Genomic DNA, 22,433 nt, shown 5'->3' on the forward strand with positions numbered 1-22,433 from the left:
CATGGGTAGTCCCGCACTGAAGAGGGCGCGCGCGAAGATGGTCGACGCCGGTGTCGACGAGGTCGCGATCGACACCTTCGCCCACTACTTCCGGCTCCTCGAGCACGGCGAGACCGGCATGGTCCCGGAGTCGACGATCGACCCGGTCGACATGCCGTCGCTGGCGGGCGTCGAGGTCGACGCGGAGGCGGGCGCGGAGGCGCTGCGCCGCACCGTCGTGGTCAAGCTCAACGGCGGCCTCGGCACCTCGATGGGCATGAGCCGGGCCAAGTCGCTGCTGTGCGTGCGCAAGGGCCTGTCGTTCCTCGACGTGATCGCCCGCCAGGTGCTGCACCTGCGCTCCGAGCACGACGCGACCCTGCCGCTGATCTTCATGAACTCGTTCCGCACCAGCGACGACACGATGGCCGCGCTGGCGCGCTACGCCGACCTCGAGGTCCACGGCCTGCCCCTGGAGTTCCTGCAGAACAAGGAGCCCAAGCTGCTGGCCAAGGACCTCTCGCCGGTCTCCTGGCCCCAGGACCCCGACCTCGAGTGGTGCCCGCCGGGCCACGGCGACATCTACACCGCGATGCGCGGCACGGGCCTGGTCGACCTGCTCCTCGAGCGCGGCTTCCAGCACGTGTTCGTCTCCAACTCCGACAACCTCGGCGCCGTGCCCGACCCGCGCGTCGCCGGCTGGTTCGCCGGCACGGGCGCGCCGTTCGCCATCGAGGCCGTGCGCCGCACCCCGTCCGACCGCAAGGGCGGCCACTTCGCGCGGCGCAAGAGCGACGGGCGGCTGGTGCTGCGCGAGACTGCGCAGACGCCGAAGGCCGACCTCGACGCGCTGGCCGACCTCGAGCGCCACCGCTACTGCTCGACCAACAACCTCTGGTTCGACCTGGCCGCGATGAAGACCGCGCTCGACCAGCGCCAGGGCATCCTCGGGCTGCCGCTGATCCGCAACACCAAGACCGTCGACCCGGGCGACCCCTCCACCCCGGAGGTCATCCAGGTCGAGACCGCGATGGGCGCGGCGATCGAGGTCTTCGAGGGCTCGCAGCTCATCGAGGTCGACCGCAGCCGGTTCGTGCCGGTCAAGACGACCAACGACCTCCTCGTGCTGCGCTCCGACGTCTACGACCTCGGCAGCGACTTCGTGCTCGACCAGGCGGCGGCCGAGATCCCGTACGTCGACCTCGACACCGACCACTACAAGCTGGTCACCGACTTCGACCGGCACTTCCCCGAGGGGGCGCCGTCGATGGCCAAGGCGACCTCGCTGCGCGTCACGGGCGACGTGACCTTCGGCCGTGGCGTCCAGGTCGTCGGCGACGTGGCCGTCGACGCCCGCCAGGCCGACCGCGTGCCCGAGGGCACCGTGCTGCAGGCCGACGGGCTGGCCGACGGGCTGGCCGACTGAGCGTGGCCGACCTCCGCACCGTCGACGAGCACCTCGCCCTGGTGCTCGAGGCGACCTCGCCGCTGCCCGACTTCGCCCAGCCGCTGCTCGACGCCCTCGACCTCGCCTGCGCCGAGGACGTCCGCTCCGGCCTGTCGCTGCCGCGCTTCGACAACTCCGCCATGGACGGGTACGCCGTCCACACCGTCGACGTCGCCACCGCGGCCGACGAGTCGCCCGTCGTGCTGCCGGTCGTCGGCCAGATCGGCGCCGGCCAGACGCCCGGCGGCCCGGTCACCGAGCTCGCCCGTGGCACCGCGGCCAAGATCATGACCGGCGCACCGCTGCCCACCGGTGCCGACACGGTCGTCCCCTACGAGTGGACCGACCGCGGCGCCGCCGAGGTCCGCATCACCCGCGCCCCCGTCGAGGGCCAGCACGTCCGGTACGCCGGCGAGGACGTCGCCACCGACGACCTGCTCGTCGAGGCCGGCACCGCCCTCGGCCCGCGCCACCTGGGGCTGCTGGCCTCGGTCGGGCGCTCGACGGTCCGGGTGCGCCCGCGGCCGCGGGTCGTCATCGTCTCCACCGGCTCCGAGCTGCGGGCGCCCGGCACGGCCCTGCGCCCCGGTGACGACGACGACGCGATCTACGACGGCAACTCCTACCTCCTCGCCGCCGCGGCCCGCCGCGCCGGCGCCGTGCCCTACCGGGTCGGGCTGGTGCCCGACGAGCCCGAGGCCTTCCTGCGGGCGCTCGACGACCAGGTCGGCCGGGCCGACCTCGTGGTCACCTCGGGCGGCATCTCGATGGGCGACTACGACGTGGTCAAGGCTGCGCTCGCCCCGCTCGGCACGGTGTGGTTCGGCGGGCTGGCCATGCAGCCCGGCAAGCCGCAGGGCTTCGGCCACGTCACCGCCGGCATGGGCGCCGGCGCCGGCGGCGGCGCGCCGCGCGGGAGCGACGGGACCGAGGGCGTCGAGCCGCGTCGGGTGCCGATCTTCTGCCTGCCGGGCAACCCGGTGTCGTCGTACCTCTCGTTCGAGATGTTCGTGCGGCCCGCGCTGCGTCGGATGATGGGCCTGGTGCCCGAGTCGCGGCGCACGGTGCAGGCCCGGCTGACCCACGACGTGCGGTCACCCGCCGGGCGGCGGCAGTTCCTGCGCGGCGTCATCAGCATCGGCGCCGACGGCACCACCGTCACCGAGGTCCAGCCGGTCGGCGGGTCGGGGTCGCACCTCGTGGGCGACCTGGCGGCCAGCAACGCCCTGATCGTGGTGCCGGAGGACGTCACCGCGGTCGCGGCCGGCGAGCAGGTGACGGTCGTCCGGCTCGACCAGGACTGAGCGCTGGGGTCAGCCGCCGGGTCAGCCGCCGGGCGTGAGGCCCGGCAGGCCCATCGACCCGAGGTCGAGCGCGCCCGCGGGCGCCTCGACGACGACCGGGGCGCCGGGGTCGGTGAGGGTCAGGGTGATCGAGCCCTGCTCGGTCTCGGCGGCGACCTCGCTCAGGCGACCGGCGTCGTCGAAGGCGACCGTGACCGGCACGCTCGCCGGCAGCTCGCCGAGGTCGGGCTGCGGGAGGCCGGGCATCGCCATCGCACCCATCGAGCCCGTGAGCGACGTCAGCAGGCCGGCGATGCGGCGCACGTCGAGGTCGACGGTCCAGGTCGTGCCGGTGGCAGTCTGCTCGGAGGTGACGTCGGTGACGAGGTCGTCGGCGTCGCCGAGCTGGTCGGCCAGCGAGGTCTTGAGGTCCCCGAGGCCACCGAGGTCGGGCAGCATGCCCTCCAGGTCGGCCAGGTCGAGCTGGATCCACGAGCCGTCGGCCGAGCCCATCTGGGTCAGGGCGTAGGCCACGCCGTCGACCACCCGCACCTCGCGCAGGCCGAGCACCGGCTCGGCGAGGCGGGCCTGCAGCTGCTTCCCGTCCTTGTCGAGGGCGCCGGTGACGTCGAGGCGCTGGTCGCCGCGCACCGCGAGCTGGAAGCGGGTCGTGGTCAGCTGCTCGCCGGCGGCGCGCAGGTCGTCGAGGAGCCCCGTGAGGTCGGCGTCCTCGCGGGCGACGGGCGCCGCGTCGGCCACCCGCTCGGCGGGCACCTGGGCGGCCACGGCGGAGGTCGCGTCGCCGCGCGGCTCGCTGCCGCACCCCGACAAGAGCACGGTCGCGGACAGGGCCGCGGCGGTGACGGCGGCCAGGGCAGGGCGAGCGGGACGGCGGAGCATGGCACCACGGTACGTCGTGGACGGGCACGGGCTGGCATGATCGCTGGGGTGCCCGAGCGCCTGACCCACCTCGACTCCTCCGGTGCGGCCCTCATGGTCGACGTGTCGGGCAAGGACGTCACCGCCCGCACCGCCACCGCGTCGGGGCGGGTGCTCGTCTCGCCCGAGGTCGTCGCGCTGCTGCGCGGCGAGGGCGTGCCCAAGGGCGACGCGCTCGCCGTGGCCCGGATCGCGGGCATCATGGGCGCCAAGCAGACCCCGTCCCTCGTGCCCCTGTGCCACCCGCTGGCCCTCTCCGGCGTCACCGTCGACCTCGAGGTCACCGACGAGTCGGTCGACATCACCGCCGCCGTGCGCACCACCGACCGCACCGGGGTCGAGATGGAGGCGCTGACCGCCGTCTCGGTCGCCGCGCTGACCGTCGTCGACATGGTCAAGGCCGTCGACAAGGGCGCGGTCATCACCGACGTCCGGGTCGAGACCAAGACCGGTGGCACGTCGGGGGAGTGGCGCCGGTGACCGGCCACCCCACCGGCCAGCCCACCGGCCAGCCCACCGGCCTGCCGGCGGCGGTCGTCGTCGCGTCCAACCGCGCCGCGGCCGGGGTGTACGCCGACGAGACCGGCCCGCTCATCGTCGACTTCCTGCGGGGGCTGGGCTTCGTGGTCGACGAGCCCGCCGTCGTGCCCGACGGGGAGCCGGTGGGCGCGGCGATCTCCGCGGCGGCCGCGGCCGGCGCACGGGTCGTGCTGACCACTGGCGGCACCGGGCTCACCCCCACCGACCGCACCCCGGAGCAGACCCGGGCCCTGCTCGACCGCGAGGTGCCCGGCATCGCCGAGTCGATCCGCGCCGCGGGCGTGGCCAAGGGCGTGCCGACCGCTGCGCTCTCCCGCGGGCTCGCCGGGGTCGTCGGCGCCTGCCTGGTCGTCAACCTGCCCGGCTCCCGCGGCGGTGTGAAGGACGGCCTCGGGGTCCTCGAGCCGCTGCTCGTCCACGCCGTCGAGCAGGTCGTCGGGAGCGACCACTGATGGCCCTGTGGACGCGGCGGGGCGCGCGGCGCACCGGCTGGCCGGTCACGCTCACCACCCGTGCCGAGGGCGGACCCGTCGTCACCCTGCGCCCGCTGCGGCGCGCCGACGTGCGGGCCTGGCGCGAGGTGCGCCAGCGCAACGCGTCGTGGCTGGTGCGCTGGGACGCCACTGCACCGCCGGGCTCGCGCGCGCGTCCGGTGACGTTCCGCGCGCTGGTGCGACGTCTCGGTGCCTCGGCCGCCCGCGGCCACACCCTGCCCTGGGCGCTCGACGTCGACGGCCGGTTCGCCGGGCAGGTGACGGTCAACAACATCGTGCGCGGGTCGGCCCAGTTCGCCTCGATCGGCTACTGGCTCGACCGCGACGTCGCCGGCCGCGGCGTCATGCCTCGCGCCGTGGCCATGGCCCTCGACCACTGCTTCACCGTCGCCGGCCTGCACCGCATCGAGGTCGCCATCCGCCCCGAGAACTCCAACTCGCTGCGCGTCGTGGAGAAGCTCGAGATCCACGAGGTCGGCTACGCCCCGCGCTTCCTGCACATCGACGGTGACTGGCGCGACCACCGCCTCTTCGCGATCACCAAGGAGGACGCCCCCGCCGGGGTCCTCCGGCGCCTCGAGCACGCCGACCCCCGCTGACCCGGGGCCGGTGGGCGGGGAAGTCACAGGAGCACCAGGAGGGAATCTCCGACACACCTGTTGACATCCGCACCGGGATGGTCCAGCGCTCCTAACCTCGGTCTGTGGACCTGAGCGCGCTGATCTTCGTCGCCCTGGCGGTGGCCTGGGCCGCCTACCTCATCCCCAAGGCGCTGCGCCACCACGAGGACGGTGCCGCCTCGCGCGCCGTCGACGGGTTCTCCCACCGGCTGCGGGTCCTCGCGCGTCGAGAGCCCGTCGACTCCCGCTCCGCCCGCCTCGTCGTCCAGCCCGGCAAGCCCGCCTCCACGGCCGTCCCCGTCGACGGCCCCGTCGGCGACCCCGTCGGCGACCCCGTCGGCGAGCGTGCCCCGCAGGTCCGGGTCGACCGCCGGCCCCTCGCCGTACGCCGTGCCGCGGCCCGCCAGGCCGCCCGCCGCCGCCTCCGGGTGCTGCTGGTCCTCGTCGTCGCCCTCGCCGGCGTCGCGCTGGCCGCCGGCCTCGGCGCGCTCGGCTGGGGCTGGGTCGCGCTGCCCGGTGCCCTGCTCGTCGGCTGGCTGGTCGCCTGCCGCCTCATGGTCCGGCGCGAGCGGGCCGTCCCGGCCAGCCGCCTCCCCGTCCCGGCTGCGCCCGTCGCCCCGGCCGCTCCCGCGACCGTCGACGAGGAGCCCGAGACCGACCAGATCGAGGCCGTGCCCGCCGAGGTCGACGCCGAGGTCGCCGAGGAGCCGACGGCCGAGCCCGACCCGGAGCCCGCCGCCGAGCCCGCCGAGCCCGCCGGCTGGGACCCGCGCCAGGTCCCGCTGCCGACGTACGTCGCGAAGGAGCCGGCCGCCCGCCGCTCGGTGCGCACCATCGACCTCGACTCCACCGGCGTGTGGACCTCCGGCCGCTCCGAGGCCGACTCGGCCCTGGCCCGCGAGGCCGAGGCGGAGCGCAAGCGGCAGCAGGAGCAGACCGCGGCGTCCTCCGTGAGCGAGGCCGAGCGCCGTCGCCGCGCCGCGGGCTCCTGACGCCGACCCTCCCGTTCCACTAGAACACGTTCCAGTTCTGCACTAGCGTGCCCGCGTGGGCACGGGCACCAGAGCATCCGAGCGCGGCGCGACCCTCGACAAGGGTGCGTCGCTGACGCGCATCACCGTCCTGTACGTCGTGGCGTTCGCTGCCGCCGGCGCCTGGCTGGCGGTCGGCCCCGACACCGGCCGGCTGTGGCTCGACGGCCTGCTGGCCGACCTCGTCGCCACCCTGGTCGTCTTCGCCGGCAGCCGGTTCCTCGGCAACTCCAGCTGCTACGACGCCTACTGGAGCGTGCTGCCGCCGCTCCTCGTGGCGTACTGGTGGGTGGCTGCCCACCCCGACGTCGACGGCCTGCGCAACGGGCTCGTCGTCGGCGTGGTCGTGCTGTGGGCGGTGCGCCTGACGGCCAACTGGGCCTGGGCGTGGCCGGGGCTGCACCACGAGGACTGGCGCTACCCGATGCTGCGCGAGCGGGCCGGCCGGGCCGAGGGCGTGGTCGACCTGGCCGCGATCCACGTCGTGCCGACCCTGCAGGTCTTCGCCGGGCTGCTGCCGGCGTACGTCGCCCTCACGGCGCCGGGACGCCCGGTCGGCTGGCTCGACGTCGTCGCGCTGGTCGTCGGCCTCGGGGCGGTGCTGCTCGAGCTCGTCGCCGACGTGCAGATGCACCGGTTCGCCCGCACCAAGCGGCCCGGGCAGGTCATGGACCGCGGGTTGTGGGCCTGGTCGCGCCACCCCAACTACCTCGGCGAGCTGTGCTTCTGGGCCTCGCTGCTGCTCTTCGGCCTGGCCGCCTCGCCGGGCGACTGGTGGTGGATGCCGATCGGTCTGGTGCTGATGAGCGCCATGTTCCTGGGCGCCAGCATCCCGATGATGGAGCGGCGGTCGCTGGAGCGGCGGCCGTCCTACCAGGAGGTCATCGACCGGGTGCCGATGCTGCTGCCCCGGCCGCCGCGCCGCGCATGACCCGCCCCACCGACCGCACCCGGGTGGTCGTCGCCGGGCTCGGTGAGAGCGGGCTGCTCACCGCCCGCCACCTCGACCCGCGGCGCTTCGAGGTCGTCGGCGTCTCCAGCAAGCCGCTCCTGGTCAGCGGCCAGGGGCTCGGCCACCGGCTCGCCTGGCCCGAGCAGTGGGCACGCGACCACCTGGTGCCCTTCGACCGCTACCGCCGCCTCGACCACGTCTGCACCGTGCACGCCGAGCTCGTCGGGCTCGACCTGGCGACCCGGGAGGTGCTCCTGCGCCGGCCCGACGGGTCGCCCGCGACCGAGCCGTACGACGTCCTGGTGGTCGCCACCGGCGTGACCAACGGGTTCTGGCGCCGCCCGGGGCTGCAGACCCGCGCCGAGGTCGAGGCGCAGGTGCGGGCCGACCACGAGCGGCTCGCCGCCGCGGGGTCCGTCGCCGTGGTCGGTGGGGGAGCCGCCGCGGTCAGCAGCGCGGTCAACCTGGCCCGGGCCCACCCCGGGGCCCGGGTCGACCTCTACTTCCCCGGCGAGCGCGGGCTGCCGCTGCACCACGACCGGGTCTGGGACGACGTCGCCCGACGGGCCAGCGCGGCCGGCACACGGCTGCACCCCGGGCACCGCGCGGTCGTGCCCGACGCCGCGCTCGACGCCCTCGGCACCGGCCCCGTCGCGTTCAGCACCGGGCAGGACCCGGCGCCGGCCGACGTCGTGGTCTGGGCCGTGGGGCGGGTGCGGCCCAACACCGGCTGGCTGCCGTCGGCGCTGCTCGACGAGCAGGGGTACGTGCGCTCCGGGCGCGACCTGCGGGTGCCCGGCCACGAGCACGTGTACGCCGTCGGCGACTGCGCCGCCACCGACCCGCTGCGCTCCTCCGCCCGCAACCGCGCCGACAAGCAGCTCGCCCACAACATCGCCGCCGCCCTCGACGGACGCCCGCTCCGGCGGTTCCCGGCCGCCCGGCGTCGGTGGGGCGAGGTGCTCGGCCCGCAACCCGACGGGCTGACCATCCACGACCCGCGCGGCCGGGGCTGGCGCATCCCGCGGCCGGTCGTCGACCGGGTGCTCGACCCCGTCGTCGTGCGCCGCGTGATCTGGGGCGGGGTCCGCCCGCCCTCCTAGGGTCGGGCGCGTGGACACCGTGCGCAGCATCGCCCTCTTCGTCGCCGCCGCCCTCGCCGAGATCGGCGGCGCGTGGCTGGTGTGGCAGGGCGTCCGCGAGCACCGGGGCTGGCTGTGGATCGGCGCGGGCGTGCTCGCGCTCGGGGTCTACGGGTTCGTGGCGACCCTGCAGCCGGACGCGAGCTTCGGGCGCATCCTGGCGGCGTACGGCGGCGTGTTCGTGGCCGGCTCGCTCGCCTGGGGGATGGTCGTCGACGGCTTCCGCCCCGACCGGTGGGACGTGAGCGGGGCCCTGGTCTGCCTGGTCGGCGTCGCGCTCATCATGTACGCCCCCGGTCGCTCAGCCTGACAGCGGCGGCGCCTCGGCCGGCGGGCAGGAGGCGCAGACCAGGCGCACGGGCGGGTCTGCCGGCACGGGACCGGAGCCGGGTTTGCCGGCCCGGGCGTCGAGCACGGGGAGCTGGCGGGCGCCGCAGCGCGGGCAGGCGTCGGAGGTGAGGGGGCTCATGGGGGTCGCAGTCCTGTGGTCGCGGGGGTGTGGACGGCGGAGGGAGCAGTCCCATTCGACCGCGACGGCGGGGTGGTCGTGACCACCCCGCCGTGCGGTCCGCGGCTCCGTCGAGCCGGGCCTCAGCCGGTGACGACCTCGCTCGGCAGCAGCCGGGCGACGACGTCGTCGAGGGTGACGACGGCCGGGCCGGAGCCGGTGGTGACGACCGCGAGGTGGGTGCGGGTGCGCCGCATGGCGGTGAGCACCTCGTGGGCGGGCACGTCGGGCGCGCGGACGAGCACGTCGCGGCGCAGGTCGCGCGCGCGGGTGGCGTCCTCGACGCCCATGGTGTCGCGCACGTGGACCATGCCGACGAGGTGACCGGCGGTGTCGTGGAGCAGGATCCGCAGGTGCCCGGTGGCCCGGGCGGCGTCACGGACCTCGATCACGGTGGCGTCGAGCGGCACCGAGGTGATCTCACGCGTCGGGTCGGCGAGCTCGCCCAGGGTCAGCGTCTCGAGGTCGAGCGCGTCGGTGACCTGGGAGGAGAACGACGCGTCGAGGGCGCCGACGTTGGCCGAGTGCTCCACGAGCGCGCGCAGGTCGGCCGGGGTCTGCCCGGTCGCCTTGGTGTCGCGGGGCTCGACCTTGACCCGGCGCAGGCACCAGTTGGCCGTCTCGTTGAGGACCTTGAGGACCGGCCGGAAGACCCACATGAAGCCCCGCATCGGCAGGGCCAGCGCGATCGCGGCGGTCTCGGGGTGGGCGATGGCCCACGACTTCGGCGCCATCTCGCCGATCACCAGGTGGAGGAAGGTGACCACGAAGATGGCGATCGCGAAGCCCGTGACGTCGGCGACCCAGGACGGGGCGCCCCAGCCCTCGACGAGCGGGGTGAGGGCGTAGTTGACGGCCGGCTTGGTCACCGCGCCGAGCCCCAGGGCGCAGGCGGTGATGCCGAGCTGGCAGCCGGCGAGCAGGACGGTGAGCTCGTCGGAGCTGCGCACGGCCGCGCGCGCCGAGGCGCTGTGGGCCGACCGCTCCTCGAGGCGGTGGCGGCGGGCCGCGAGCACCGCGAACTCCACCGCGACGAAGAACGCGCTGAGCGCGATCAGCGCGACGGTCACCAGCGTGACCACGACGGGGCTGTTCACGCCGTCACCTCCTCGTCGGCGGCCGCGTGGGAGATGCGGACCAGGGCGGGCACGTGGCGCTCGACCTCGAGGACCTCGAGGTCGAGCCGCTCGGGCAGGTCGTCGTCGCCGCTGGGCAGGGAGGCCAGCTGCACCTCGGTGCGGTCACCCACCTCGGGCAGGCGGCCCAGGCAGGCGATGACGAGGCCGCCCAGGGTCTCGTGCTCGCCCGCGGGCAGGTCGCGGCCCACGACGCGCTCGACCTCGTCGAGCGGGAGGGTGCCGGCGAGGTCCCAGGAGGTCGCGCCGGCGTCGGGGGCGGCCTCGGGCAGCTCGGGTGCGTCGAGGTCGTGCTCGTCGTCGATCTCGCCGACGAGCTCCTCGGCGAGGTCCTCGAGCGTGACGACGCCGGCCAGGCCGCCGTGCTCGTCGAGCACGCAGGCCAGCTGGCGCCGCGACGCCGTCAGGGTGCCGAGCACGTCGGTCAGCGGCATCACCGTGGGCACGAGCAGCGGCTCGCGCATGATGTCGCGCACGTGCAGCTCCGCGCGACGTGGTTCGGCGAGCAGGTCCTGCAGGTGGACGACGCCCACCACGTCGCCCTGCTCGTCGAGCACGGGGTAGCGGGAGTGGCCCTCGCCCATGGTGTGCCACAGGTCGTCGAGGCGGGTGTCGTCGGTGACGGTGCCGACGCGGGCGCGCGGCACCATGGCGTGCTCGGCGTCGCGGTCGGGGAACTCGACGAGCCGGTCGAGCAGCACCGAGAGGTCCGCGGGCAGGTCGCCCGAGGCGCGGGACTCGGTCACGATGTGGGCGAGGTCGCGCCGGGTCGCGGAGTGCTCGACGTCGTGCACGGGCTCCATGCCGAACAGCCGCAGCAGGGCGTTGGAGGCCTTGTCGAAGAAGGCGATCAGCCAGCCCATGCCGGCCAGGTAGATCGTGGTCGAGCGGGCCAGCGCGATGGCGGTCTGCTCGGGCCGGGCGATGGCGAGGTTCTTGGGGAACAGCTCGCCGAAGACCATCTGCACGCCGGTGGAGAGCAGCAGCGCGGCCACGGTGCCGATGGCGACGCCGACGCCGGTCGGGACCCCGACACCGCCGAGCGCGGTGCCGACGGACTCGCCGACGAGCGGCTCGGCGACGTACCCCACGAGGAGGGCGGTCACGGTGATGCCGAGCTGGGCGCCCGACAGCATGAACGACGTACGACGGGTGACCGCGAGCGCGCGCCTGGCGGCGGCGTCACCGGCCTCGGCCCGCGCGGTCAGGCGTGACCGGTCGACGGTCATGTAGGCGAACTCCTGGGCCACGAAGTAGCCGGTGGCCGCGGTGATCGCGAGGACCACGAGGAGTCCGAGGAGCAGGCTCAGCGCCCACACAGGCGCCACCGCCCCTCACCGGGCGCACCCGGGGTGTCGGGTGCTGCGTGGGCAAGGGGCGGTCTGGGACTTCGGCCGTCCATCGGGCGGTCTGGCTCCTGGGGAGTCGGGGTCGGACAGGGTCGGGTGACAGGTGGTCCAACGACCAGCGTTCCCCGGGAGTTGCCGGGCCTCACCACGTCGCGGATGAGGGTTCTCTCACGGGCGGATTGAACGCAGGCGGTCTAGAAGCGGTAGTCGAAGCGCGCGAGGTCCTCGGCGTGCGCACGCTCGACCAGTCGGCGGCCGGCGATGGAGTACCGGCGCCAGTAGGCGCGGTCGCGCTCGGTGACGTTGGTGGCGGGGACGGCGACCTCGAGGCCGACGTGCTCGCGCAGGTCGGCCTCCATCGCCTCCATCCGCAGCACCACGTGGGCCTCGCCGACGTGGCCCGCGTTGATGCGGCGTGGGCGGTCGGGGTCGTCGATGGCCTTGGCCAGCCAGGCGTCGAAGTCGAGGGTCACGGCGTCGACGACCTGGTCGAGGACGCCCGGCGTGGTCAGCACGAAGGAGTCGGGCTTGCGCAGCTCCTGCACCCACCGGGTGCGGCTGCGCTCGTACTCGGCCACGTAGAAGTCGAACGGGTTGCGGGTGGTCGTGACCACCTGGAGCCGGGGGTCGTCGTCGAGCAGCCCGGCCGCCACGAGCTGCCGGACGGTGCCGTGCTTGGGGTCGACCCCGGCCTCGCGGGCCCGCGCGGGGTCGGGCACCTGCTGGACGGGCCGCTGGTCGAGCAGGGCCGCGAGGAGGGCCGTGCTGCCGGTGCCCGGAGCGGCCGTGACGACGAGGCCGGCCTCGCGGTCGAGGACCGCCACCGGGGCCTCAGCCCTTCTTGCGGTAGCCGAGCACGAAGCCGACGAGCACGCCGACGACGAGGACACCGAGCAGCCAGACCCACAGCGGCGACTGCGTCTCGCCGCCGAAGAACTGGATGGTCGTCCGGCCGGTGTTCTGGGCGCAGAAGATCGCGACCAGCACCAGGACGACGATGCCGACGACCTGCTTCGGGGACAGGCGTCGGCTCCTGTCCGACCGGCTCCCGCGGTCGGTCGGGGTGTCGTGCGAGGTCATGGGGCCAGGGCACCACCAACCGCGGTCGCGGCGCGCCACCCCAGGGCGTGGAGATCGATGGGACACCCGTCCCGATTAAGGACAGGAACTGGCCTGTGGGCCTCCTACGGTGAGGTCATGACGACCTCCACCAGCACCGGCGACCCGATCCGCGACGACCTCCTCGAGGCCCTGGCCAAGCACCGCGACCTGTTCCGCGTGACGGCGGCCGGCCTGACCGAGGACCAGGCCCGGCTGACGCCGACCGCGAGCAGCCTCGGCGTCGGAGGGCTGGTCAAGCACGTGACGTCGGTCGAGGCCGAGTGGGCGCGGTTCGTCGTCGACGGCCCGGTCGACATGCCGGAGGTCGACTGGGAGCACATCGACTGGACCAACCCGCCGCCCGAGGCCGTGGCCTACGCCGAGGGCTTCCGGATGCGCGACGACGAGACCCTCGAGGGCCTCCTGGCGGCGTACGACGAGCAGGCGGCGCGCACCGACGAGCTGGTCCGCACCGTCGAGCTCGGCGCCCGGCAGCCGCTGCCGGCCGCCCCGTGGTTCGAGCCGGGGGCGTCGTGGAGCGCGCTGCGGGTGTTCGTGCACGTGGTGGCCGAGACGGCCCAGCACGCCGGCCACGCCGACATCATCCGGGAGACGATCGACGGGCAGAAGTCGATGGGCTGACCGCACCCGGGCCGCCAGGATGGGCCGGTGACCGACGCGCACCCCGCCTCCGCGCACGCCCCCGACTGGGTCGCCCGCTTCTTCGACGCCAAGGCGCTGGCCCACGGGCCGTCCGGGGTCCTCGACCACCACCGCGAGCGCGCGGCGGCGGTCGAGCGGTTCGGCGGCCTCGGCCGGGGACGGGTGCTCGAGCTGGGAGCGGGCGCCGGCGGGTCGGCGGCGGCCACCGCAGACCTCGGCCACGACGTCGTCGCCGTCGAGCTGTCGCCGCGCCGGGCGGCGTACGCCCGGGCCCTGGCCGAGGCGCGGCCGCGGCTGCAGGTGGTGGAGGCGGACTTCCTGTCCTGGTCCGGCGACGGCGAGTTCGGCGCCGTCGTGCTCTGGAACGGCTTCGGGGTCGGCAGCGACGAGGACCAACGGGTGCTGCTGCGGCGGATCGCCTCGTGGCTCGCGCCGGGCGGCGTGGCGCTGCTCGACGTGTTCTGCCCGGCGGGGTGGATCGCCGACGCCGGCCTCGAGGAGGTCGAGGAGGAGACCGGGCTGCGCGAGCGGGTGGACTACGACCACCTGCGCTCGCGGTTCGTCGACACCTGGTGGTTCGACGGGCCCGACGATCCGCCGCTCGCGCAGTCGGCGCGTTGCTACACCGTGGCCGACCTGCGCCTGCTGCTCGAGGGCACCGGGCTCGGTCTCGAGGCGGTCGAGCTCGACGGGCGGCCGGCGGACCCCGACGAGGGCGACGCGGCCGCGTGGGCCGCGGCGTGGTCCTACCGGGTGCGGTTGCGTCCGCGCTGATCGTGCGAGGGTGACGGGCAGCAGCGCGGCGGCTCCGCGGCGCGGCGTCGAGCGGGAGGTCCCCATGGGCAAGTGGAAGGTCGGGCTGCCGGTGGCGGCCGTCGGTGCGCTCGGTGCGGTGGCGGCGCGTGACGTGACGCAGAAGAAGCACGCGATCCTGCGCAACTACCCGGTGCTGGGGCGGGCCCGCTTCCTGCTGGAGAAGATCGGCCCCGAGCTGCGCCAGTACATCGTCGCCGCCAACGACGAGGAGCGGCCCTTCAGCCGTGACCAGCGCCGCTGGATCTACTCCTCGGCCAAGCTGGAGAACAACTACTTCGGGTTCGGCACCGACAACGACCTCGAGCACTCCTCGGGCAACGTCATCGTGCGCCACCGCACCTTCACCGACACCCCGCCGCCCCAGAGCGCGGTGGGCCAGGGCGGCGCCGCCGGCGGGAGCGGGCACGCCCAGGGGGCGACGCTCCCGTCGGCCAAGGTGCTGGGCGGGCCGCGCGGGCGCCGGCTCGCCTTCCGGCCGGCGTCGGTCGTCAACGTCTCCGGCATGAGCTTCGGCTCGCTGTCGGGGCACGCCATCGAGGCCATCAACCGCGGCGCGGCCGAGGCCGGCTGCCTGCACAACACCGGCGAGGGCGCGGTCTCGCGGCACCACCGGCACGGCGGCGACCTGGTCTTCCAGGTCGGCACGGCCTACTTCGGGTGCCGCGACGAGGACGGCCGGTTCAGCCTCCCCCGGCTCAAGGAGCTCGTCGACAGTGCGCCCATCAAGGCGCTGGAGGTCAAGCTCAGCCAGGGCGCCAAGCCCGGCCTCGGCGGCGTGCTCCCCGGGCCGAAGGTGACCGAGGAGATCGCCCGCACCCGCGGCGTACCCGTCGGGGTCGACTGCCTCTCGCCGTCGCGGCACGCGGAGTTCCACGACGTCGACTCGATGCTCGACTTCGTCGAGATGCTGGCCGCGGAGACCGGGCTCCCGGTCGGCATCAAGTCGGCCGTGGGCGACATGACCTTCTGGGACGAGCTCGTCGCGGCCATGGAGTCCGGCGAGCGCGGCGTCGACTACGTCGCGATCGACGGCGGCGAGGGCGGCACGGGCGCCGCGCCGCTCGTCTTCGCCGACAACGTGGCGCTGCCGTTCAGGCTCGGCTTCGCCCGCGTCTACCGCACCTTCGCCGAGCGCGGGCTGCACGAGCGGGTCACCTTCGTCGGCGCCGGCAAGCTCGGGCTGCCCGAGAACGCCATCGTCGCCTTCGCCCTCGGGGCCGACATGGTGAGCGTGGCCCGTGAGGCCATGCTCGCCGCCGGGTGCATCCAGGCCCAGAAGTGCCACACCGGTGAGTGCCCCACCGGCGTCGCCACCCAGGTCCCGTGGCTCGAGCGCGGCCTCGACCCGGTGCTCAAGGGCGAGCGGGTCGCCAACTACATCACGACCCTGCGCCGCGACCTGCTCAAGGTCGCCGAGACCTGCGGCGTCGCCCACCCCGGCCTGCTCGGCCCCCGCGACGTCGAGATCCTCGACACCCTCGTCGAGGGTCGCCTGCTGGAGGACCTGTACGGCTACCAGCCCGGCTGGGGCCGCCCCTCGGCCGCCGACTGCGACGAGATCACCCGCATCATGACCGCCGTCGACGACCCCGCCCCGCGCACGGAGGGCCCGCCCGCCACCGGCCACGACGGTCCCGCGACCTCCTCCGCGGACGGCGAGGTCGACGATCGCGCCTGAGGTCGCCCGGTCGTCCCGGGTCAGCGGCAGCCGAAGGGCTCCTCGCCCGCATCGAAGCGCAGTCCGGGGTCGGGGGCCCTGACCTCCTCGTCGTCCGACCGGGGCACCGGGAAGCGGAGCGTGTAGGTCACGGCCTCGAGGAGTTCGCGGACCTCGAGGCCGCCGGACGTGCCGGCCCGCCGCAGCGACTCCGACAGGTCGTCGCCGGTCACCGTGACCTGGAGGACCCGCCCCCCGCCGTACGAGATGCGGACGGGGACGTGCTGCCCGGCCGGGTCGATGCCGGAGACCCCCATCCGCTGCAGCGCCCGACCGTCGACGAGCGCCATGGCGGCGCGGAGCGGCAGCGAGCCCTCGACGACCCCCCGTCCGTCCGCCGAGGAGCCGTCGGCACGCAGGAAGTCGAGCAGCGAGACGTACGCCGGGGTCCCCGGCACCATCGCGGTGATGCCGAGCGGCACCTGGCGTGGCCCCAGCTCCAGCCAGCACCCACGCGCCGGCTCGGGCCACCCCACCATCTGGATCCAGGTCGTGGTGCCGCGCGAGACGACCCGCATGGTCGAGTCGCCGTCCTCGGCCGGGTAGGTGAAGCGGGTCGTCGCCCGCCAACCCTCCAGCGTCGCCGAGCCCTCGGTCTCGACCAGCGTGACGTCCTCGGCGGAGGTCACGGCGACGAAGGGCGTCACCGGCTCGGTGAGCATGAGGTCGGCGGCGCGGCGCACGGCCCGGCGCGCCTCGGCCCGGCGGACCGGCGCGGCCGGCGTGAGGCTCGTGCTGTCGAGGGTCCCCGCCTGGATCGCCGAGGTAGGTGAGGGGGAGCCCGGCGTCGACCGCGGCTCGGCGCCGGACCCGCACCCGGACGCGGCCAGCAGGGCGAGGGACGCGGCACGCAGGCGCATGCCGCACCGTAGGAACGCGCCATGCGGGCGCGGCCCACCCCGAGGTAGCGCAGCGCGACGGTCTGGACCGGTGGCGGCGTCCTCAGGTCGGGTGGACGTGCCGGTGGCCCCGCCGGTGGTGGGCGGGGTGTGGGGCTCGGTGGTCAGGGTTCGGCGGAGCGGTCGACGGTGTGCGTCGCGCCGGCGGGGCTGTGCCACTCGAACACGCCGGGTCTGCCCTGCTGGTAGTCCCAGTCGGAGAACGTCTTGGCGCGGTGGTGGGACCGACACAGTCGCGCGGAGTTGGTCGAGCGGGTCTCGCCGCCGGCGTCGTACGGGATGGTGTGGTCGCGGTCGGTGCGGCGGCGGTTGCAGTACGGGAACACGCAGCGCTGGTCGCGGAGGTCGACCTGCTCGGCCAGCCGTGGTGAGGGCGTGTAGCCGCTGCTGGTCAGGTCGGCGGCAAGGTCGATGACCGGCTTGACGTGGGCGTCGTCGTGCAGCCAGGCGGCGACCTGCTCGGCCAGCGCAAGGGCGGCGGTGGGGTCGCCGCCGGGTAGGTCGACGACCGGCGTGATGGTCACGCGGGTGCCGGGCTGGCGGCACCAGGCGGCGAGCTGCTCGCGGGTGATGGTGGAGCCGACGGTCTCGACGAGGTCGGAGTCCGAGCGCAGGTGCGCGTACACGGTCACCCCACGCCCCGTGGTGCTGCCGACCTCGAGGTCGAGCGCGAGCTGGGCGCGGGCGATCTCCCCGACCGCGAGGGCGCGGCGGGCGTCCCACGACTCGGTCGACCCGAGCTCGCCGAGCTGGGCCGCCACGCCGGCGACGGCGGTGTCGAGGTCGACCGCGTCGGCCAGGTCGAGGGTCCCGGTGACCTCGACGGTGCCGTCGAGGGAGCGGACGTGGTCGAGGTGGACGTCGAACCGACGGTGCTCCAGCGCCGCCAGACGCCGGCGTTCCACCTCCTCGGGGCAGTGGGTGGCGAGGGCGGAGGCGACGGTGCGGTCGACCTGGGCGAAGGTGCACGAGTGCGCGGTCGGGGCGAGCGCCCGGTCAACCTCGGTTGCACCCGCGGGCGGGAGCTGTTGGGTCTGCTCGGCGATGCGGAACGCCTTCCACACCGGCACCTCCAGCCCGACGACCCGGGCCCAGAGGCGGGGGAGGCGGTGGCGCAGCTCGAGGGCGTTGCCGACGTAGGTCGCACAGGAGTCGGGGGAGCGTCCGAGGACGCAGGCGAGGTCGTGGGTGTCGAACTCGCTGACCCACGGGCAGCCCGGCCCGCCGAGCTGCAGGCCCGGGGTCATGGTGTGGAGCGACGCCTCCGCCTCCGACACCTCGTGGGCTGCGCACCAGTCGAGCACCGCGAGCAGCTCGCTCACCTCCACACGCCGCTTCTCGCGGTGCGCGTCGGCCACGGCGGCGAGGGCCGGGTCGAGGAGTCGGCTGGTGGTCATGGTGAACACGGTAGACGTGACCGCCGACAGTTCTCGACGATGTGTTCGATGTGTTCGATGTGGTCGATGGCCCTGGGGAATGGTCTCGAGACGGGCGCCAGGGCGCCCTCCTCGACCATCGTGGGGTGGGGTCGGCTTGCCGGCTGCGGGTCTGGAGACGGGCGCCAGGGCGCCCTCCTCGACCATCGTGGGGTGGGGTCGGCTTGCCGGCTGCGGGTCTGGAGACGGGCGCCAGGGCGCCCTCCTCGACCATCGTGGGGTGGGGTCGGCATATCGGCTGCGGGTCTGGAGACGGGCGCAGGGCGCCCTCCTCGACCACCGTCGGGTGCGGTCCGTGTCCCGCTGCGGGGGATCCCCGAGCGCCGGCCGACGGGCCCGGGGAGCTCGGCCTGGTCACGACGGTGGGCGGCACGTGGTCACGTCGACGGGCCGCCTGGCCCGCGCTGACCAGGGGCCTGGTCATTCCGGGCCAGGCTCGTCCCCAGGGTGCGCGCCGGTTGGTCCAGGACCGGCGTGACGTTCGTCGGTCGTTCACCGTCGCCCACCCGGTCGTTCCGTCGTCCCGCTGAGACTCGTGCCGCTCCCCTGGGGAGGGGCGCAGCACGGCACCGACACTCGTGACCAGCAGGGACAGCACCAGGTGACCACCACTCTTCCCGACCTCGAGCGCTCCGCCGGGGTCGAGGTCAAGGCGCGCGCGCTCAGCCGTCGTACGACGGGCGCGGACGCCGTCTTCGCGCACTCAGCGCGGCTCGTCGGGGCCTCGGTCCTCGTCATCACCGGCGGGGTCGGGCTCTTCCTCGGGCTGCAGGCGCTGCCGACGTTCCAGCGCTACGGACTGGACTTCCTCACCGAGCAGCAGTGGTCGCCCGACACCGACGTCATCGGCATCGCCGCGGTGCTGGTCGGCACGCTGCAGGTGGCGTTCGTGGCCATGGTGATCGCGTTCCCGCTGGCCCTGACCACGGCGCTGTTCATCAGCGAGTACGCCCCCGCACGGATCCGGCCCACCCTGGTCTCCCTCGTCGACCTGATGGCGGCGGTGCCGTCGGTGATCTACGGGCTCTTCGTGGCGCTGCTGCTCATGCCGTACGCCGCGGACCTGTCGATCTGGTTCGACCGCAACCTCGGCTGGATCCCGCTCTTCGCCGTGCCGGGCGGCAACGCCGACGCGCCCCTGCCGGCGCTGAGCCAGTACGGCTTCAGCTCCTTCGTGGCCGGCATCGCGGTCTCGATGATGGTGATGCCGATGGCCTGCGCGGTGATGCGGCAGGTCTTCTCCCAGACGCCGCCGGGGGAGAAGGAGGCCGCGCTCGCGCTGGGCGCGTCGACGTGGGGCATGGTCCGCACCGTCGTGCTGCCCTTCGGCCGCGGCGGGATCATCGGCGGCACGATGCTCGCGCTCGGCCGCGCGCTCGGCGAGACCATCGCGGTCGCGCTCATCCTCTCGCCCGCCTTCGACATCAAGTGGTCGGTCACCGAGAAGGGCGGCAACACGATCAGCTCGCTGATCGCCAACCGCTTCGGCGAGGCCTCGGACTCCCAGCTCAAGGCCCTCCTCGCGGCCGGGTTCGTGCTGTTCCTCATCACGCTGCTGATCAACACGCTCGCCGCGATCGTGGTCAACCGCAGCCGCTCCGGGGCGGACACCGACTGATGACCGCCCTCGACCGACGCCCCGACGCCGCCCCGGCCGCCACCCGCCCTCGCGGCACCACCACCCTCCCGTCGTACGACGACGACGCGCCGCCCCGCGCCCCCCGGGCGTCCCTGGGCCGACCGACGCCCGACGAGCTGTTCGTCCGCGTCGGGTCCTGGGTGGCCGCGCTCGGCCTGGCCTGGGTCGTGACGCAGCGGCTGCTGCCGCTCGCCGGCCTGCCGTGGTTCGTGCTCAGCTGGTTCGTGCTGGGCCTGCTCGTGACCGCGGTCGCGACGGCCGCCACCGGCACCTGGGTCGACGTCAAGGACCGGGTGGCCGCCGCGGTGGTGACCGGCGGCGCGGTGGTCGTGGGGGCGGCGCTCGTCGCGGTCGTCGCGTACGTGGCCTACAAGGGCTACAAGCCTGTCCTCAACACCAACTTCTTCCTCGACGACATGGCCGGCGTCGGCCCGAAGGACCCCTTCGACCAGGGCGGCATCCGGCACGCGATCCTCGGCTCGCTCATCGAGATCGGCATCGCCGTGGCCATCACGCTCCCGCTCGGGATCGGCACCGCGGTGTTCATGACCGAGGTCGGCGGCCGGTTCGCCCGAGTCGTGCGCACCGTGGTCGAGGCCATGACCGCGCTGCCCTCGATCGTGGCCGGCCTGTTCATCTACACCGTCTGGATCCTGGCGCTCGGCAACGACCGCTCCGGCTTCGCGGCCTCGCTCGCGTTGTCGGTGATGATGCTGCCGATCATCGCCCGCGCCTCCGACGTCGTGCTGCGGGTCGTGCCCGGCGGCCTCCGCGAGGCCAGCCTCGCCCTCGGCGCGAGCCGGTGGCGCACCGTGTGGCACGTCGTGCTGCCCACCGCCCGCCCCGGCCTGGCCACCGCCCTCATCCTCGGCATCGCCCGCGGCATCGGCGAGACGAGCCCCGTGCTGCTGACCAGCGGCGCGGCGGAGTTCACCAAGACCAACCCCGTCGACGGGGCGATGAACTCGCTGCCGCTGTTCATCTTCGGCGGCGTCCGCTCCGGCAACGAGGTCGCCATCCAGCGCGCGTACGGCGCCGCGTTCGCGCTCCTGCTGCTGGTGCTCGTCCTGTTCGTCATCGCCCGGCTGCTGGCCCGGCCGCCGCGCGCCGGCGGTCGGCGCCGGCCCCGCCTGCGACGCGGACCGGTCTCGCCGGCCGCGCCCCTCGCCGGGCCCTCCGCACCCGCCCAGCCCGCTCCCGCCGCACCCGCCGCCCCCGGCGCGCCCGTCCCGCCCAGCAAGGAAGCCACCCGATGAGCACCCGCCGCACCCGCCTCGCCGCCGCCCTGGCCGCCCTCGCCGTCGCGGTCGTCGCGGCCACGGCCGCCGCGCCGGCGACCGCCGACCCCGCCGGCACGCCCGGCTCGCCCGGTACGCCCGGCACGTCGGGCCGCGCGGCGTACGCCACGATCGAGGGGACCGGCTCGACCTGGTCGGAGCTGATCGTCAAGCAGTGGATCTCCGACGTCGACGCCAACGGCATCAAGGTCGTCTACACCGGCGGCGGCTCCTCGAAGGGCCGCAAGGACTTCTCGCAGAACACCACCGACTTCGCGATCTCCGAGATCCCCTACCAGGGCCGCGACGAGACCGGCCAGGCCGACACCAGCAACGGCCGCCCCTACGCCTACCTGCCGCTGGTCGCCGGCGGCACCGCCTTCACCTACCAGCTCAAGGTGGGCGGGCAGATGGTCAAGAACCTGCGCTTGTCGGGCGAGACGATCGCCAAGATCTTCACCGGGCAGATCACCAACTGGAACGACGAGGCGATCACGGCCGACAACAACGGCCGCTCCTTCCCGAGCAAGTTGATCGTCCCGGTCGTGCGCTCCGACGGGTCGGGCACGACCGCGCAGTTCACCACCTGGCTCGACAAGGCCTACCCGTCGATCTGGCGGCCCTACTTCGGCAAGGCCGGGCTCACGTCGTACTTCCCGAAGAAGGGCGACGTGATGATCGCCCAGTCGGGCTCGGACCAGGTCATGAACACGGTCTCCGGGTTCGCCGGCGACGGGACGATCGGGTACGTCGAGTACTCCTACCCGCTCGACAAGGACTACCCGGTCGTCAAGGTCCTCAACAAGGGCGGCTACTACGTCGAGCCGACGCAGTACAACACCGCCGTCGCGCTGACCAGGGCCCGCATCAACACCACCAAGGCCGACCCCACGAAGTACCTGACGCAGATCCTCGACGACGTCTACACCAACCCCGACCCGCGGGCCTACCCGGTGTCGTCGTACTCCTACATGATCGTCCCGACCGGGGCGAAGGACCCGCGGATGACGACCGCCAAGCGCCAGTCGCTCGCCGACTTCGTCTACTACTCGCTGTGCGCCGGGCAGGTGAACGCCGGACCGTTCGGCTACTCGCCACTGCCGCTCAACCTGGTCAAGGCCGGGTTCGAGCAGATCGCCACGCTGAAGCAGGCCGACCCGGCGGTCAACCTGACCAACCGCGACGTGCGCAGCTGCAACAACCCGACCTTCGACGGCAAGAACCCCGACAAGAACGTCCTGGCCGAGAAGGCCGAGATGCCGGCTGCCTGCGACAAGCAGGGCGCCGGGCCGTGCGGCACCGACACCGGCAAAAACGCCGGCAACGGCGGTGGCGCCGCTCCGGCCGCCGGCACCCCCGCGGCGGCGACCCCGACCGACGGTGCCGCCGCGCCGGCGGCCGGCGGCGCCGCCCCGGGGACCGCCGCTCCGCCAGGCGGAGCGCCCGCGGCCGCCGGGCCCCCCGG

General features: G+C 74.5%; 23 protein-coding genes. 15 read left to right on the forward strand and 8 right to left on the reverse strand.

Annotated elements, in window-relative coordinates:
- Position 1: 1 nt before the first annotated feature.
- Positions 2-1,405, forward strand: a complete 1,404-nt coding sequence (locus FJQ57_RS21680) for a UTP--glucose-1-phosphate uridylyltransferase (protein ID WP_139984400.1) — start codon at positions 2-4, stop codon at positions 1,403-1,405.
- Positions 1,406-1,407: 2 nt separating this feature from the next.
- A complete protein-coding gene (locus FJQ57_RS21685; RefSeq protein ID WP_139984401.1) occupies positions 1,408-2,730 on the forward strand; it encodes a molybdopterin molybdotransferase MoeA in 1,323 nt (440 codons plus the stop codon).
- Positions 2,731-2,751: 21 nt separating this feature from the next.
- On the opposite strand, the gene FJQ57_RS21690 is transcribed toward FJQ57_RS21685, so the two are convergent.
- Positions 2,752-3,609 (reverse strand): hypothetical protein, encoded by an 858-nt coding sequence (locus FJQ57_RS21690; RefSeq protein WP_139984403.1) that lies wholly within the window; start codon positions 3,607-3,609, stop codon positions 2,752-2,754.
- Between the two features lie 36 nt (positions 3,610-3,645).
- Here FJQ57_RS21690 and moaC point away from each other — a divergent pair, with 36 nt between their 5' ends.
- The 7 genes from moaC (at position 3,646) to FJQ57_RS21725 (ending at position 8,737) form a co-directional block, all read left to right on the forward strand.
- Positions 3,646-4,128: a cyclic pyranopterin monophosphate synthase MoaC gene (gene moaC, locus FJQ57_RS21695; RefSeq protein WP_139984405.1), complete on the forward strand. Its 483-nt coding sequence runs from the start codon at positions 3,646-3,648 to the stop codon at positions 4,126-4,128.
- Positions 4,125-4,640, forward strand: coding sequence for a MogA/MoaB family molybdenum cofactor biosynthesis protein (locus FJQ57_RS21700; RefSeq protein WP_246081965.1), 516 nt, complete (start codon positions 4,125-4,127; stop codon positions 4,638-4,640). Before moaC ends, FJQ57_RS21700 begins: the two co-directional genes overlap by 4 nt.
- Entirely contained in the window at positions 4,640-5,281 is a 642-nt protein-coding gene (locus FJQ57_RS21705; RefSeq protein ID WP_139984406.1) for a GNAT family N-acetyltransferase, read from the forward strand. Before FJQ57_RS21700 ends, FJQ57_RS21705 begins: the two co-directional genes overlap by 1 nt.
- A 104-nt stretch (positions 5,282-5,385) precedes the next feature.
- On the forward strand, positions 5,386-6,294 hold the full coding sequence (gene sepX, locus FJQ57_RS21710; RefSeq protein WP_139984408.1) for a divisome protein SepX/GlpR: 909 nt from the start codon (positions 5,386-5,388) through the stop codon (positions 6,292-6,294).
- A gap of 55 nt (positions 6,295-6,349) precedes the next feature.
- Positions 6,350-7,264 (forward strand): DUF1295 domain-containing protein, encoded by a 915-nt coding sequence (locus FJQ57_RS21715; RefSeq protein ID WP_211349296.1) that lies wholly within the window; start codon positions 6,350-6,352, stop codon positions 7,262-7,264.
- Positions 7,261-8,388, forward strand: coding sequence for an FAD-dependent oxidoreductase (locus FJQ57_RS21720; protein WP_139984410.1), 1,128 nt, complete (start codon positions 7,261-7,263; stop codon positions 8,386-8,388). The genes FJQ57_RS21715 and FJQ57_RS21720 overlap by 4 nt, the downstream gene beginning before the upstream one ends.
- A gap of 10 nt (positions 8,389-8,398) precedes the next feature.
- The gene (locus tag FJQ57_RS21725) at positions 8,399-8,737 is read left to right on the forward strand and encodes a YnfA family protein (RefSeq protein ID WP_139984412.1); all 339 of its coding nucleotides are present in this window, start codon (positions 8,399-8,401) and stop codon (positions 8,735-8,737) included.
- On the opposite strand, the gene FJQ57_RS22770 is transcribed toward FJQ57_RS21725, so the two are convergent.
- From FJQ57_RS22770 to FJQ57_RS21745, 5 genes are all read right to left on the reverse strand, one after another.
- Complete coding sequence (locus tag FJQ57_RS22770; protein ID WP_170219557.1) at positions 8,729-8,896, reverse strand: hypothetical protein; 168 nt, start codon at positions 8,894-8,896, stop codon at positions 8,729-8,731. The two genes, FJQ57_RS21725 and FJQ57_RS22770, sit on opposite strands and share 9 nt — an antisense overlap.
- 122 nt (positions 8,897-9,018) lie before the next feature.
- Positions 9,019-10,032: a CNNM domain-containing protein gene (locus FJQ57_RS21730; protein WP_139984414.1), complete on the reverse strand. Its 1,014-nt coding sequence runs from the start codon at positions 10,030-10,032 to the stop codon at positions 9,019-9,021.
- Positions 10,029-11,390 carry a hemolysin family protein gene (locus FJQ57_RS21735; protein ID WP_139984416.1) on the reverse strand — a complete coding sequence of 454 codons (1,362 nt, stop codon included), beginning with the start codon at positions 11,388-11,390 and terminating at the stop codon, positions 10,029-10,031. The genes FJQ57_RS21730 and FJQ57_RS21735 overlap by 4 nt, the downstream gene beginning before the upstream one ends.
- Before the next feature lie 224 nt (positions 11,391-11,614).
- Positions 11,615-12,244, reverse strand: coding sequence for a hypothetical protein (locus tag FJQ57_RS21740; RefSeq protein WP_139984418.1), 630 nt, complete (start codon positions 12,242-12,244; stop codon positions 11,615-11,617).
- A gap of 7 nt (positions 12,245-12,251) precedes the next feature.
- The gene (locus FJQ57_RS21745; protein ID WP_139984420.1) at positions 12,252-12,500 is read right to left on the reverse strand and encodes a lipopolysaccharide assembly protein LapA domain-containing protein; all 249 of its coding nucleotides are present in this window, start codon (positions 12,498-12,500) and stop codon (positions 12,252-12,254) included.
- 117 nt (positions 12,501-12,617) lie between these two features.
- Here FJQ57_RS21745 and FJQ57_RS21750 point away from each other — a divergent pair, with 117 nt between their 5' ends.
- The 3 genes from FJQ57_RS21750 to FJQ57_RS21760 are packed head-to-tail and all read left to right on the forward strand — an operon-like array spanning position 12,618 to position 15,678.
- Entirely contained in the window at positions 12,618-13,163 is a 546-nt protein-coding gene (locus FJQ57_RS21750) for a DinB family protein (protein ID WP_139984421.1), read from the forward strand.
- Between the two features lie 27 nt (positions 13,164-13,190).
- Positions 13,191-13,958 carry a methyltransferase domain-containing protein gene (locus FJQ57_RS21755; protein ID WP_139984423.1) on the forward strand — a complete coding sequence of 256 codons (768 nt, stop codon included), beginning with the start codon at positions 13,191-13,193 and terminating at the stop codon, positions 13,956-13,958.
- A 10-nt stretch (positions 13,959-13,968) separates the two neighbouring features.
- On the forward strand, positions 13,969-15,678 hold the full coding sequence (locus FJQ57_RS21760; RefSeq protein ID WP_246081966.1) for an FMN-binding glutamate synthase family protein: 1,710 nt from the start codon (positions 13,969-13,971) through the stop codon (positions 15,676-15,678).
- 20 nt (positions 15,679-15,698) lie between these two features.
- Here FJQ57_RS21760 and FJQ57_RS21765 read toward each other — a convergent pair whose 3' ends face one another.
- Positions 15,699-16,577, reverse strand: coding sequence for a hypothetical protein (locus FJQ57_RS21765; RefSeq protein WP_139984425.1), 879 nt, complete (start codon positions 16,575-16,577; stop codon positions 15,699-15,701).
- Positions 16,578-16,720: 143 nt separating this feature from the next.
- On the reverse strand, positions 16,721-18,013 hold the full coding sequence (locus FJQ57_RS21770) for an HNH endonuclease (protein ID WP_139984427.1): 1,293 nt from the start codon (positions 18,011-18,013) through the stop codon (positions 16,721-16,723).
- A 640-nt stretch (positions 18,014-18,653) separates the two neighbouring features.
- On the opposite strand from FJQ57_RS21770, the gene pstC reads away from it, so the two are divergent.
- From pstC to FJQ57_RS21785, 3 genes are all read left to right on the forward strand, one after another.
- Complete coding sequence (gene pstC, locus FJQ57_RS21775) at positions 18,654-19,670, forward strand: phosphate ABC transporter permease subunit PstC (RefSeq protein ID WP_139984429.1); 1,017 nt, start codon at positions 18,654-18,656, stop codon at positions 19,668-19,670.
- Complete coding sequence (pstA, locus tag FJQ57_RS21780) at positions 19,670-20,947, forward strand: phosphate ABC transporter permease PstA (RefSeq protein ID WP_139984431.1); 1,278 nt, start codon at positions 19,670-19,672, stop codon at positions 20,945-20,947. The genes pstC and pstA overlap by 1 nt, the downstream gene beginning before the upstream one ends.
- Positions 20,944-22,433 (forward strand): substrate-binding domain-containing protein (locus tag FJQ57_RS21785; protein WP_139984433.1); only part of this gene is annotated, 1,490 nt, incomplete at its 3' end. The genes pstA and FJQ57_RS21785, both read left to right, overlap by 4 nt.

It is taken from the genome of Nocardioides litoris, assembly GCF_006346315.1.
GTDB classification, from domain to species: domain Bacteria; phylum Actinomycetota; class Actinomycetes; order Propionibacteriales; family Nocardioidaceae; genus Nocardioides; species Nocardioides litoris.

What these genes read in the sequence shown, in the direction of transcription:
- FJQ57_RS21705 (WP_139984406.1), top strand. Translation starts at nt 4,640, where the DNA reads ATGGCCCTGTGGACGCGGCGGGGCGCGCGGCGCACCGGCTGGCCGGTC.
- FJQ57_RS22770 (WP_170219557.1), bottom strand. Translation starts at nt 8,896, where the DNA reads ATGAGCCCCCTCACCTCCGACGCCTGCCCGCGCTGCGGCGCCCGCCAG.
- FJQ57_RS21765 (WP_139984425.1), bottom strand. Translation starts at nt 16,577, where the DNA reads ATGCGCCTGCGTGCCGCGTCCCTCGCCCTGCTGGCCGCGTCCGGGTGC.
- moaC (WP_139984405.1), top strand. Translation starts at nt 3,646, where the DNA reads ATGATCGCTGGGGTGCCCGAGCGCCTGACCCACCTCGACTCCTCCGGT.
- FJQ57_RS21690 (WP_139984403.1), bottom strand. Translation starts at nt 3,609, where the DNA reads ATGCTCCGCCGTCCCGCTCGCCCTGCCCTGGCCGCCGTCACCGCCGCG.
- FJQ57_RS21750 (WP_139984421.1), top strand. Translation starts at nt 12,618, where the DNA reads ATGACGACCTCCACCAGCACCGGCGACCCGATCCGCGACGACCTCCTC.
- pstA (WP_139984431.1), top strand. Translation starts at nt 19,670, where the DNA reads ATGACCGCCCTCGACCGACGCCCCGACGCCGCCCCGGCCGCCACCCGC.
- FJQ57_RS21745 (WP_139984420.1), bottom strand. Translation starts at nt 12,500, where the DNA reads ATGACCTCGCACGACACCCCGACCGACCGCGGGAGCCGGTCGGACAGG.
- FJQ57_RS21680 (WP_139984400.1), top strand. Translation starts at nt 2, where the DNA reads ATGGGTAGTCCCGCACTGAAGAGGGCGCGCGCGAAGATGGTCGACGCC.
- FJQ57_RS21770 (WP_139984427.1), bottom strand. Translation starts at nt 18,013, where the DNA reads ATGACCACCAGCCGACTCCTCGACCCGGCCCTCGCCGCCGTGGCCGAC.
- FJQ57_RS21720 (WP_139984410.1), top strand. Translation starts at nt 7,261, where the DNA reads ATGACCCGCCCCACCGACCGCACCCGGGTGGTCGTCGCCGGGCTCGGT.